The 12,625-nt window shown below is 63.6% G+C and carries 11 protein-coding genes; 6 read left to right on the top strand and 5 right to left on the bottom strand.

Going from position 1 to position 12,625, the window contains the following annotated elements:
- Positions 1–27 precede the first annotated feature (27 nt).
- The 4 genes from K289_RS0111415 (at position 28) to K289_RS0111400 (ending at position 2,555) form a co-directional block, all read left to right on the top strand.
- Positions 28–1,146: a helix-turn-helix transcriptional regulator gene (locus K289_RS0111415; RefSeq protein ID WP_027551633.1), complete on the top strand. Its 1,119-nt coding sequence runs from the start codon at positions 28–30 to the stop codon at positions 1,144–1,146.
- A gap of 232 nt (positions 1,147–1,378) precedes the next feature.
- Complete coding sequence (locus tag K289_RS0111410; protein WP_027551632.1) at positions 1,379–1,633, top strand: hypothetical protein; 255 nt, start codon at positions 1,379–1,381, stop codon at positions 1,631–1,633.
- A complete protein-coding gene (locus K289_RS0111405; RefSeq protein ID WP_245283890.1) occupies positions 1,587–1,811 on the top strand; it encodes a hypothetical protein in 225 nt (74 codons plus the stop codon). Before K289_RS0111410 ends, K289_RS0111405 begins: the two co-directional genes overlap by 47 nt.
- Positions 1,812–1,826: 15 nt before the next feature.
- Positions 1,827–2,555, top strand: coding sequence for a sulfite exporter TauE/SafE family protein (locus tag K289_RS0111400; RefSeq protein ID WP_027551630.1), 729 nt, complete (start codon positions 1,827–1,829; stop codon positions 2,553–2,555).
- On the opposite strand, the gene K289_RS0111395 is transcribed toward K289_RS0111400, so the two are convergent.
- A complete protein-coding gene (locus tag K289_RS0111395) occupies positions 2,552–5,740 on the bottom strand; it encodes an efflux RND transporter permease subunit (RefSeq protein ID WP_027551629.1) in 3,189 nt (1,062 codons plus the stop codon). The genes K289_RS0111400 and K289_RS0111395 overlap by 4 nt on opposite strands.
- A gap of 166 nt (positions 5,741–5,906) precedes the next feature.
- Complete coding sequence (locus K289_RS0111390; protein WP_027551628.1) at positions 5,907–7,148, bottom strand: efflux RND transporter periplasmic adaptor subunit; 1,242 nt, start codon at positions 7,146–7,148, stop codon at positions 5,907–5,909.
- Positions 7,149–7,349: 201 nt separating this feature from the next.
- Here K289_RS0111390 and K289_RS0111385 point away from each other — a divergent pair, with 201 nt between their 5' ends.
- Complete coding sequence (locus K289_RS0111385; RefSeq protein WP_027551627.1) at positions 7,350–7,952, top strand: TetR/AcrR family transcriptional regulator; 603 nt, start codon at positions 7,350–7,352, stop codon at positions 7,950–7,952.
- A gap of 96 nt (positions 7,953–8,048) precedes the next feature.
- Here K289_RS0111385 and K289_RS0111380 read toward each other — a convergent pair whose 3' ends face one another.
- The 3 genes from K289_RS0111380 to K289_RS0111370 form a co-directional block, all read right to left on the bottom strand.
- Complete coding sequence (locus K289_RS0111380) at positions 8,049–9,416, bottom strand: MFS transporter (protein WP_027551626.1); 1,368 nt, start codon at positions 9,414–9,416, stop codon at positions 8,049–8,051.
- A 90-nt stretch (positions 9,417–9,506) separates the two neighbouring features.
- Positions 9,507–11,036: an aldehyde dehydrogenase gene (locus tag K289_RS0111375; RefSeq protein WP_027551625.1), complete on the bottom strand. Its 1,530-nt coding sequence runs from the start codon at positions 11,034–11,036 to the stop codon at positions 9,507–9,509.
- Complete coding sequence (locus K289_RS0111370) at positions 11,033–11,683, bottom strand: GntR family transcriptional regulator (RefSeq protein ID WP_027551624.1); 651 nt, start codon at positions 11,681–11,683, stop codon at positions 11,033–11,035. The genes K289_RS0111375 and K289_RS0111370 overlap by 4 nt, the downstream gene beginning before the upstream one ends.
- A 155-nt stretch (positions 11,684–11,838) precedes the next feature.
- Between K289_RS0111370 and K289_RS0111365 the strand changes: the two genes are divergently transcribed.
- Entirely contained in the window at positions 11,839–12,612 is a 774-nt protein-coding gene (locus K289_RS0111365) for an alpha/beta fold hydrolase (protein WP_027551623.1), read from the top strand.
- The last annotated feature ends 13 nt before the right edge of the window (positions 12,613–12,625 follow it).

The raw sequence follows: 12,625 nt of genomic DNA, 5'->3' as shown, positions 1-12,625 counted from the left end.
CTCAATGTTTGACCATTGGCTCTTTCGATGCCCCGACCTCCAAAACATTCCGAATTGATCGAGAGAATATATGACGCTGGCCTCCACCCCGAGCTGTGGAGCGAGGTCGTCGTCTCGCTCAATGCATTCATCGGCAGCCAGGCCTGCGGCTTGATCTCGAAGGACCCGGTCAGCAAGTCCGGCGCGACGCACTACTATTGCGGGGTCGATCCTCACTACATTCAGCTCTATGCCGAAACCTACGCCCGGTACGATCCGCTCGCCAGGCTCCCGAGATACGGTGAGGTACGCAACATCCCCGATCTCGTGAATTTCGACGAGTATCGCCGTGGACGTTTTTATCAGGAATGGCTGCGTCCCCAGGGCTGTGTCGATGTGGCGAACGTGGTGCTGGAGCGGTCGAAGTCGCCTTGTCCGATGTTGCTGACCGTTATCCCCGGCAAGGAAATGCTTGACGCGGAGAAGCGGGCACGGATGCAGCTTCTGGTCCCGCATGCGAGCCGGGCGCTGTTGATCAATCAGGCCGTCGAGCGGAAGCAGCAGCGGGCGATCGCGCTTGCTGAAGTCGTGGACAGGCTGAATGCCGGCGTGATCTTGCTTGATGCAGCCTGCCTTATCGTTCACAGCAATCCGGCCGCCGAGACGATCCTGGCCGCCGATGATTTCCTGCGGTCAGTCAGCGGGCGGCTCGTCGCAAGATCCTCCGAGGCGAATCTGGCCCTGCGCGATATCTTCCGTGACGCGGGAGAGGTGTCCGTGGCGGCGGCTGCCGGCCGGAAAATTCCGCTGATGTCGCATGACGGTTCCTACCACGTCGCACATGTCATCGCGCTGCCGTCGCTGCTGCGCGATGGTGCAGCGGAGCGAACCTCAGCGGTCGGAGCGTTGTTCATCTGGAAGGCAGAGCTCGATGCCCGCTCCTGTGCTGGCCTCATTGACCGTGCGTTCGAGTTGACCTCTTCGGAGCTGCGGGTTCTGCAATCGATCGTTGAGGTCGGCGGCGTGCCGGAAACAGCGGCCGCGCTCGGCATCGCAGAGACCACCGTGAAGACGCATCTGCATCGTGTGTTCGCCAAGACGGGCGTTTCTCGTCAGGCCGATCTCGTTAAGCTCGTGGCGGGATTTTCCAACCCGCTCGTTCACTGACGCGCTTTCGCGGCACAGGCTGGTCGATGCGACCCGCCAATTGGTTCAAGCAGAAACATCATTAGAAAGTTATCGCGCGTCATTCGATTGGATGACGCGAATTGCGGCGTTCTCCCCTAAGAGACCGTACACACGATTTCTTGTGCTGTCGTTTCGAGATCTGTGTGAAGCGATTCACAGTCAGCGCGGGTCAACGCCTTCAATCTCTCACGCCAGTTGAAAGGAGATTGTCATGCGAACACCGTCGAATGTTCTTCGCAAGCTGCGCAGAATCGTCGGTCGCGCAATCGCGGCGTTGCACCAACAGCGATCGATCGAGGCAGGACGCATGCTGCGGAGATACCGCCATCTGCTCGAGCCGCCGCATGACGCATCGCTTTTGATTGAAATCATTCCGGTCTGCCATGAAGAGGAAATTTCAGGAAATGCCCACGGATTTGATGCGCGTGAGCGCGCGGACAAGCGCCAGACCTTCGAGCGCGCGTAACGCCAATATCGTCGCAATGGTGCTGACAGCGGCGCTCGTCATTCTGCAGCTGGCGGGTCTGGCGATGCTGGAGCGCTCTCGCGCACAGCCGACGCCTCCATCGTCAGCGAATCTGCACAATGCGCCGATCTGCACCGAGAGCACCGACGTCCCGGTGCCGCAGACGTACTACGACTGAGCGGAGGACGTCGTCGTGCCCGATTTCTCAACCAACATTCTGCTCAGCATTGCCGTGTTCGCCGGAGCGTTCGTCTCCGGGCTCTCGGGTTTCGCGTTCTCGGCCGTGGCGGGCGCGATCCTGCTGCGCGTGTTCCAGCCGCTCGAAGCGGTGCCGCTGATGATGGCATGCAGCATCGGCGTGCAGGCCACCAATCTGTGGGCGCTCCGCCGCAGCATCCGCTGGGAGGGCAGCCTGCTGCTTATCGTCGGCGGTCTGATCGGCGTTCCCATCGCGGTCTCGCTGCTGCAGACGACGGATACGCATCTGCTCAGGCGCGGTTTTGGCATCGTGGTCGCGCTTTATGCAGCCTACATGCTGCTGCGGCCGACGCTGGTGACGGCCGGTGAAGCCGTCGGCCGGCACTGGGTCGCGCTGATCGGGTTCGGAGGCGGGCTGATCGGTGGGCTGACGGCCATGCCCGGGGCCATCCCGACGATCTGGTGCGATATGCGCGGCATGCCAAAGAGCGAGCAGCGCGGTCTGGTGCAGCCGTTCATCGCTGCGATGCAGCTCTTCGCGATCGTCCTGCTGGTCGGACACCAGGATCTGTCGTCGAAGGTGTTCGTCGACCTCGCGATCAGTCTGCCTGCGCTCTTTGCCGGCTCGGCGCTTGGCGTGATCGCCTTTCACCGGGTCAACGAGACGGTCTTTCGCAAGACCGTGCTCGTTTTATTGTTGGTATCCGGGATATCGCTGATCTAGTGGCCGAGCCCCTGGACCGGCGCCGCGCTGGTGTCGCTGGTGTGATGCACCAGCGGCTTCATGCCGGTGACGGTGCGGAGCAGCACATAGAACACAGGCGTCAGGAACAGGCCAAATACGGTGACGCCGATCATGCCGGAGAACACCGCCACGCCCATGGCGCGGCGCATCTCGGAACCGGCGCCGGTCGAGAGCACCAGCGGCAAGACGCCCATGATGAACGCCATCGACGTCATCAGGATCGGACGCAGCCGCAGCCGGCTCGCCTCGATCGCGGCCCGGATCGGCGAGCGTCCCGCGAATTCGAGCTCGCGCGCGAATTCGACGATCAGGATCGCGTTCTTGGCCGAAAGACCAACGAGCACGATCAGACCGATCTGGGTGAAGACGTTGTTGTCGCCCTTCGAGATCCAGACGCCGAACATGGCGGCCAGCAATCCCATCGGCACGATCATGATGATCGAGAGCGGCAGCGTCAGGCTCTCATAGAGCGCGGCGAGCACGAGGAACACGAGCAGGATAGCCAGCGGAAACACCCAGATGCCGGAATTGCCGGCGATGAACTCCTGATAGGTCAGGTCGGTCCATTCGAAGGCAAAGCCGGGCGGCAGCACTTCCGCCGCGATCCGCGTTGCCGCTTCCTGTGCCTGGCCGGAGGAATAGCCGGGCGCCGCGGCGGCGTTGATGTCGGACGACAGGAAGCCGTTGTAGCGGATCGCACGCTCCGGCCCCGCGCTCTGGCGAATCTTCAGCAGCGCTGACAGCGGCACCATGTCGCCGGAGGACGAGCGCACCTTCAATTGCCTGATGTCGTCGGCACGCGCGCGGAACGGTGCATCGGCCTGGACATAGACCGAGTAGGTGCGGCCGAATTTGTTGAAGTCGTTGACGTAGTAGGAGCCGAGATAGATCTGCAGCGTGTTGAACACCTCTGTCACAGGGACGCCAAGCTGCAGCGCCTTGGTGCGGTCGATGTCGGCGAAGAGCTGGGGAACGTTGACCTGGAAGCTCGAGAACACGCCGGCGATCTCCGGTGCCTTCTGCATCGCCGCCATGAACGCCTTGGTCGCATCGTTCAGCGCCTCATAGCCGAGACCGGCCCGGTCCTCGATCTGGAGCTTGAAGCCGCCGATGGTGCCGAGGCCATTGACCGGCGGCGGCGGGAACATGGCGATGAAGGCTTCCTGGATGCCGGCATATTTCTTGTTCAACTCGGCGGCGATCGCCGGGCCACTCAGCGAAGGATCCTTGCGCTCATCGAACGGCTTCAGCGTCGAGAACACGATGCCGGCATTGGAGGAGTTGGTGAAGCCGGAGATCGACAGGCCTGGGAATGCGACCGAGCTCTCGACGCCGGGCTGGGTCAGCGCGATGTCGCTCATCTTGCGGATCACCTCTTCGGTGCGGTCGAGCGTCGCGCCGTCGGGCAGGCGCGCGAAGCCGACGAGATACTGCTTGTCCTGCCCCGGCACGAAGCCGCTCGGCACCTGCTGGAACAGCAGGGCGGTCAGGCCGACCAGGACGACATAGAGGCCCATGACCGCGGCCTTGCCGAAGATCACCTTGGTCACGGTGCCGCTGTAGTTCTCCGACGAGCGCGTGAAGGCGCGGTTGAAGCCGCGGAAGAACCAGCCAAGGGCCTTTTCGAGGACGAGCGTCAGCCGGTCCTTCGGCTCGTTGTGCCCCTTGAGCAGCAAGGCCGACAGTGCCGGCGAGAGCGTCAGCGAGTTGACGGCGGAGATCACGGTCGAGATCGCGATCGTCAGCGCGAACTGCTTGTAGAACTGGCCGGTGAGGCCGGAGATGAAGGCGAGCGGCACGAACACCGCGATCAGCACCAGCGCGATCGCGATGATCGGACCGGAGACCTCGCGCATCGCCTGATAGGTGGCGTCGCGCGGCGACAGCCCGGTCTCGATGTTGCGCTCGACGTTCTCGACCACGACAATGGCGTCGTCGACGACGATGCCGATCGCGAGCACCAGGCCGAACAGGCTGAGCGCGTTGATGGAGAAGCCGAAGACATGCATCACGGCGAAGGTGCCGACGATCGATACAGGCACCGCCAGCAGCGGAATGATCGAGGCGCGCCAGGTCTGCAGGAACAGGATCACGACCAGAACCACCAGCGCGATCGCTTCGAGCAGCGTATGGATCACCGCCTCGATCGACGAGCGCACGAACTGGGTGGGGTCGTAGACGATCTGGTAGGTCACGCCCTCCGGCATGTTCTTCTTGATCTCGGCCATGGTGGCGCGGACGTGGTCCGAGATCTGCAGTGCGTTGGAGCCCGGCGCCTGGAAGATCGGGATCGCCACCGCCTGCTTGTTGTCGAGCAGCGAGCGCAGGCCGTATTCGGAGGCGCCAAGCTCGATGCGGGCGACGTCGCGCAGCCGCACGACTTCACCCTTCGAGCCGGTCTTGACCACGATGTCGCCGAACTGCTCTTCGTTCGCGAGCCGGCCTTCCGCATTGACGGACAGTTGCAAGTCGATGCCCTTGACGTTCGGGGAGGAGCCGACCACGCCGGCGGCAGCCTCGACGTTCTGCGCCTGGATCGACTTGACAATGTCGCTTGCGGTCAGCCCGTGCTCGGCGGCCTTCTGCGGATCGACCCAGACCCGCATCGAATAGTCGCCGGCGCCGTAGAGCTGGACGTCGCCGACGCCGTCGATCCGCGCCAGCCGGTCCTTGACGTTGAGCACCGCGTAGTTGCGCAAGTAAGTCATGTCGTAGCGGCCGTTCGGCGAAAGCAGGTGCACGACCATGGTGAGGTCGGGCGACGATTTCTTGGTGATGATGCCGAGCTGGCGCACCACCGCCGGCAGGCGGGGCTCGGCCTGCTGCACGCGGTTCTGCACGAGCTGCGTCGCCTTGTCGGGATCGGTGCCGAGGCGGAAGGTCACCGTCAGCGTCATCGCGCCGTCGGTGGTCGCCTGGCTCGACATGTAGAGCATGTTCTCGACGCCGTTGATCTGCTCCTCGATCGGCGTCGCCACCGTCTCGGCAATCACCTTGGGATTGGCGCCGGGATAGGTCGCGCGCACCACGACGGAGGGCGGCACGACGTCCGGGTATTCCGAGATCGGCATCGCGAACAACGAGATCAGGCCCGCAAGGAAAATCAGGACCGAGAGCACACCGGCGAAGATCGGACGGTCGATGAAAAATTTCGAGAGATTCATGGCTTTGCCCCTGCGCGAGAGACAGCTCTCCCATCATCCCGGGGCGCCGGCTGAGCCCGCGAACCCGGAATCCGGAAGTCATGTCTTCGGAGTTCAGTAACTTCGAGATTCCCAGGTGCGCGGTGCGCACCATAGCTCGCGCCGCGCGCGGCCCGGAATGATGTAGCTAGCGTTGCACGACGTCCTGGTTGCTGTGGTTGGAGGCCTGCTGCGGTCCGCGCGCGCCCATCGTGGCCACCTCCGTCTTGAGGAGGGCGCCTGGTCGAACGCGCTGCAGGCCGTTGACGACGATGCGCTCGCCGGACTTCAGGCCCGAGGTGACGATGCGCAGGCCATCGACCGAGCCGCCGAGCGTGATCGGCCGGTAGACGGCTCGGCCGTCGTCAGAGACCGCCATCACGAACTTCTTGTCCTGGTCGGTGCCGATCGCGCGCTCGTCGATCATCACCAGCGTCTGCTGCTTCGGCTGGCCCATCCGCACGCGGGCGAACTGGCCGGGGATGAGGCGGCCGTCGTCGTTGCGGAACACCGCGCGGACGCGGATGGTGCCGCTCTGGCCGTTGACCTGATTGTCGATGAGCTGGATGTGGCCCTTTGCCGAGAGCCCGCCGGAGGTCGTCATCTCGACCGGGATCTGGTCGAGATTGCCGCGCTTGCCGGAGGCATCGGCGATCGAGCTGAGCGCGCGCAGCACCACTTCCTCGTCGGCATCGAAGGAGGCGTAGATCGGATTGACCGAAACCAGCGAGGTCAGGACCGGGGAGGCGGTGCCGGCGGCGACGAGATTGCCGACGGTGACTTCGATCTTGCCGACGCGACCGTCGACCGGCGCGCGCACCTCGGTGTAGTCGAGATTGAGCTTTGCGGTCGTAAGCGTCGCTTCAGCCGCCTTCACATTGGCGATGGCTTCGCGGTTGGCGTTCTCGCGCTGGTCGAAATCGCGCCGCGTGACCACGGCGTTGCCGACGAGCTGGGCGCCGCGCTCGACCTCGCTGGTGGTGAAGACCACGCGCGCCTTGGCGGCTTCGAGCTGGGCTGCGGCCTTATCGACCTCTGCCGCATAGGGCGCCGGATCGATCTTGAACAGGACGTCGCCGGCCTTCACCAGCGCGCCCTCGGTGAAGTTGGTCGCGAGGATCGCGCCGGCCACGCGCGGGCGGAGCTCGACGCGGTTGATGGCCTCTAACCGTCCGGAGAAATCGTCCCACAGCGCGGTTTGCCGTGGCTCGATCATGGCGACTGTGACGGATACGGCTTGCTCGGCTGTGGCGGCCGCTGAGGTCGCCTGTGCTGCATGAAAATAGCGGCCGGTTGCGATCGAACCGGCCGTCGCCAGGACGCCGACAACGGCGATGCCGCCAAGAAGGCGTCGGAAACGGGCGGTACGGGTGTTGGGGGACGGGGGCATTTGCGCGCTCCAGATTTGTAGTGTTCGCTACAGATGTGGAGCTGGACGCCGCAGTGCAAGATACTTATGTACCATTCACTACGAAAATCGTAGCTGCCGAATGCGAAAGTTGGAAGACGCAAGAAAAAATAAAGCTAGAACAAATAGATAGGATTTGGCGTTGAGCCTCAGGTAGAACGCGAATTCCGAGGAGACAGGCACATGGCCATGGGACGCCCCCGTGGATTCGACGCAGATGCAGCGTTGGACCAGGCGATGGAAGTGTTTTGGCGCCATGGCTATGAGGGCGCCACGATCGCCCAGCTCACCGAGGCCATGGGCATCAACCCTCCGAGCCTTTATGCCTGCTTCGGCAACAAGGAAGGGCTGCTGAAGGCCGCGCTCGACCGCTACACCAAGCTGCGCGGTGCCTGGATGGAAGAGGTGGTGGCCGCCCCGACCGCCCGCGAGGTCGCCGAGCGCATGCTGATGGGCATCGCCGAGAAGCAGACCGATCCCGCCAATCCGCCCGGCTGCCTGCTCGTGCAAGGCGGCATCGCCTGCGGCACCGGCTCCGAGAATGTCCCGTTCGAGCTCGCCGCCCGCCGCGCCCAGAACGAAGATCAGCTCCGCGATCGCTTCATCCGCGCCAAGGCCGAAGGCGATCTCAAGGAGACGTCAGATCCCGCAGCGCTCGCACGCTACGTCTCGGCCGTTGCCGTCGGCATGGGCGTGATGGCGTCCTCAGGCGCCGACCGCGAGGCGCTGCGGCAAGTCGCGAGCGTCGCCGTGCAAGCGGTCGAGGCGCAGTCGGGGCGAGAGTAGGTCGGTATCAGCGGGCGCAGGAAAAACGTGACGCTCCGATGCAGGCATCGGAGCGTCCACAGTACGACAAGAGTTGCGCAAGGCCTGAGGATATTCTCAGGAAGCTTCGCTCAGAACAGGCGAAGCGGATTCTTCGGCCTTGAGCTCCTCGAGGCTGCGATGTCGAGGCTCGATGCCGAGTGCCCAGACCGTGATGATCTGCAGCACGAGCAGTCCGATCATCAGCGCCATGACGCCTGCCACGCCGCGCGACTCGAACAGCGACACAACGAGGAACGGTGTGACGATCGTGGCGCCGCGCCCCAGCGTATTGACTATGCCGGAAGCGCGCAGGCGGACCTCGGTCGGAAACAGCTCGGGAATGTAGACGCCGAACAGGATGGCGACCAGCACGTAGATCGGCACGGTCAGCGCGAACCCCACGGCCGGCAGCAGAATCGGATCCGAGATCATCGGGTAGAGGATTCCGAGCATCACTGAGATCATGGACGCGCCAATGATGGTCGGCTTTCGGCCCCAGCGGTCGGCGGTCAACGCGCCGATGGCCGAGCCGATCGGCGCACCGAGTGCCATCAGCAGCGAATAGCCGAACGATGTCGCAATCGAAAGCCCTTGCTTGACGAAGAACACGGGCAGCCAGGTCACGAAGCCGTAGAGCAGGGTGTTGATCGTGATCAGGCAGATGGCACCGACGATCATCCGCGACAGCAGAGGAGCGGTGAACAACGTGCCGAGATCGGGGGAGACCGGGACCGGTGTTGTGACCGCGGGAGCGGGCAGGGGCCGACCCTGGGCCGCCTCCTTCTCGATGGCTTGCATGAGCGCTTCTGCTTCGGCGGTGCGTCCCACGGCTTCCAGCCAGCGCGGCGATTCCGGCAGCGACTTGCGCATGTACCACACGACGAGCGCGCCGACGCCCCCAAGTACGAACATGGAGCGCCAGCCAAATTGCGGCACGAGCACCGATGCGACCAGCAGCGCCACGGGCAGGCCCGTCACGACGCACACGGCCGTGAAGCCGAGCCATTTGCCGCGCGTGCGGGCAGGCACGAATTCAGTCATCGTCGAATAGCCGACGACGTTCTCCGCGCCGAGCCCGACGCCCATCACGAAACGGCAGGCGATGAGGAAGGCCATGTTCGGAGCGAACGCCGCAGCAAGGGAGGCGATGCCGAAAAGGAGCAAATTGAATTGATACGTAAATCGGCGTCCGTAGCGGTCGCCGAGGAAACCGGTGCCGAACGATCCCAGCATCATGCCGACAAAGGTCGCCGAGATGAAAGCCGCGTTCTGAGCGAGCGTCGAAAAGCCCGTTTTCAGCGTCACACTGAGCACGGTCCCGGCGATGTAGATGTCGAAACCGTCAAAAAACATCCCGATGCCGATCAGCAGCATGATGCGGCGATGGAATGGCCCGATCGGAAGCCGATCAAGACGGCTGCCTGCGTTCACCGATGTCGACATATACGCTCTCCCTTGCCCGTTATTCTCGTTGATGCGGCCCGCCTTCTGCGGGCGGTCGGCCGCTTGCAGTTCTGCTGGCCTGCAAGTCTGCTAGTTCAGCCGCCGCTGACTGGCCGTGTCGCGATACCAGTCGAACGGCTGTTCGTGGGTTGCGACCATCACGCTCTTGGTGTTGAAGTGGTCGTCGAAGCTCTCACTGCCGCATTCACGGCCGATGCCAGAGTCGTCGACGCCGCCCCAGGGTGAGGCCGGATCGAGCCGGTGGTGGTCGTTGATCCAGACGATGCCGGCCTTGACGGCGGCGGCCACTCGATGAGCTCGGGCGACATCGCGGGTACGAATTGCTGCGGCGAGGCCGAAGGGCGAGTCGTTGGCAAGTCGCAGCGCATCTGCCTCGTCCTTGAACGGCGTCACCGAGGTGAACGGCCCGAACACTTCCTCCTGAAAGATGCGCATGTCGGATTTGACGTCGGCGAAGACGGTCGGCTCGACGAAATAGCCGTTGTCATGGCCCGGTACCTTCGCGGCAACACCCCCGGTGACGAGACGCGCGCCGTCTTCGTGACCGTAGCGGGAATAGGTGAGCACACGGTCGCGTTGCCGGGCCGAGATGACCGGCCCCAATTGCGTGCTCGGATCGAAGGGATCGCCGATGCGGATGGTGCGGGTCTTCGCCTTCAGCTTCTCGACGAATTCGTCATAGATCGTGGCCTGAACGATATGGCGCGAGGCGCAGACGCAGGTTTGTCCAGCGCCGATGAAGGCGCCGAACGCGGCATAGTTGACGGCGCGGTCGACGTCGAAATCGTCGAACACCATCACCGGCGTCTTGCCGCCGAGCTCCATGGTTTGATGCGCAAACACCTTCGCGGCCGCGCTGCCGGCGATGCGACCTGCCTCGGTGCCGCCGGTCAAGACCAGCTTGTCGATGTCGCCATGCTCGGCCAGCATCTTGCCGGCGTTCTGGCCCAGCCCCAGCACGATATTGAAGACGCCGGGCGGCAGGCCGGCTTCGGTGAAGATCTTCGCGAGCTTCAACGTCGTCAACGGCGTGTATTCCGACGGTTTGACCACGGTGACGCATCCGGTCGCCAGCACCACGGCGAGCGACTTGCACAGGATCATGAGAGGGTGATTGAACGGCGTGCAGTTGGCGACGATGCCGATGGGGGTGCGGAGCGTGTAGTTCAGATACGCGCCCTCGACGGGGATCACGGAGTCGCGGCGCGCGAGCGCGAGGCCGGCAAAGTAGCGGAAGAAATCGGGCAGGCGGGAGAGCTGCGCGCGGGTCTCGTTGACCGGGCGGCCGTTGTTGAGGGTTTCCAGCCGGTACAGGCTGTCGAGGTTCGCCTCGAAGGCATCGGCCAGCCTGTTGATCAGCTTGGCACGCGTGCGCGTGTCCATGCCGCCCCATCCCTTGCCTTCGAACGCCGCACGCGCGCTCTTCATCGCGCGGTCGATGTCTTCGGCGGTCGAGTTGGGAATTCGGGCGATGACGTCGCCGGTGGCGGGATTGCGGATGTCCAGCAATGCGCCGTTCCCGGCTTCGACTTCACGCCCATCAATGAAGTTGCCGTGGATTTCGACGTCGATGGACGCGGGTTTCGACGGAATGTTCATGATGACCTCTCTTCAACGATGACGGCGTTACGCTTAAGCGCCGGCAGGACGCGTTTTTCGGTGGCCGCGATGTGGGCCTTGATGATGCGCGTCGCGGTTCGAACCTCGCGCCGCTGCATAGCCTCGATCAGGGCGACGTGCTCGGCGACGAGCTTCGCCGGATCGTGCCCTCTGAGATTGGACACGCTGACGCGGACCAGCCGGTCGGCCTGGCCAATCAGGTCGCACAGCGCCGCCGCCATGCGGCGATTGCCGGACGCATGGGCCAGCGCAGTGTGGAAGCCGCGGTTGTAGGCGATGAAGTCTTCGTGGCTGCCGGAGAAGCGGCGAAATTCGTCGAGCGATTTCAAGACGCTGTCAGGAGCACTCTCGATCGCCTCGGCGACGCAGGCGGGCTCCAGCGCGAGGCGGAAGCGCAGCAGGTCGCGAGCGTCGGCGAGCGAGATCGGGGTGACCCGATAGCCCTGGCGCGGCTGCACCGTCACGAGGTGCTCGCGCTGCAGCCTCAAGAGCGCATCGCGGACCGGCTGCCGGCTCACCGAATAGCGCTCGGCCAGATCCTGCTCTCGCATTTCATCGCCCGGCGCGAGGCGACATGCTAAAATATCAGCTCTAAGGAGATCATAGATATTTTCGCGCAAAAGCATGATTCTGGAAGGCCTCCGTGGCTCTAATATTGCTATCCTGAAATATCACGTCAAGTGTCAAATGCTTGAAATCCGGAAGATTTGATTTATCAATCGCCGGTTCAGGGCACGCAGTTGCGCGTGATCCGACCGACGCAGTCTAGGAAAGACCGGACATGGACAGGCTTCTTGCCAACGGGACCGTCAACGCAGCGCAATCGGGCGAGGGGTCGCCGCTTTTCCTCTTTCACTCGCTGTTGTCGGATCGTGCGAGTTTCGATGCGATCGTGCCCGAGCTGGAGAAATCGTTTCGGACCATCGTGCCGGAGCTGCCGGGGTTCGGCCGTTCACATGCGGTGGAAGGCGGACTTGTCGCGGTCGCGGACCGGATGGCAGAGGCCGTGAAAGATGCTGCAGCGGGCGCGCCGACGATCGTGCTCGGCAATGGCTATGGCGGGTTCGTCGCCTTGCAGATGGTCATTCGCCACCCGGAGATTGCCAGCAAGCTGATCCTCGCCGATTGCGGCGCAGCTTTCTCGGAGCCCGGCCGCGAGGCGTTCCGCAACATGGCGAGGGTATCTCGCGAGAAGGGGCTTGAAGCGATCACTGATGTCGCGATGCGGCGCCTGTTCGCGCCCGAGTTTCAGGAGCAGCATCCGGAGTTGATGCGGGGGCGCCGTGAAGCGTTTCTGCGGACGGATCCAAACGTGTTTCGCGCCGCGTGCGACGCGTTGGCAAGCCTGGATCTGCGCCCCGAACTCGCCGGGGTAAAAGTCCCGGTTCTCGTCCTGGTCGGCGAATACGACGAAGCGACGCCTCCGCCGATGTCGCATGAGTTGGCCGCCGGGTTATCGCGTGCCGAACTCAAGATCATTCCGGGTTGCGCGCACGTGCCACAGCTTCAATCGCCGGGGCAGTTTCTCGAGGCGATGAAGGGATTCTTGCTCTGAGTGTCCTGCCACG

Origin of the sequence: Bradyrhizobium sp. Cp5.3, from assembly GCF_000426265.1 — a bacterium.
GTDB lineage: Bacteria > Pseudomonadota > Alphaproteobacteria > Rhizobiales > Xanthobacteraceae > Bradyrhizobium > Bradyrhizobium neotropicale.
Note: the sequence above shows the minus strand (reverse complement) of the source record. Positions and strands in the feature narration are given on the sequence as shown.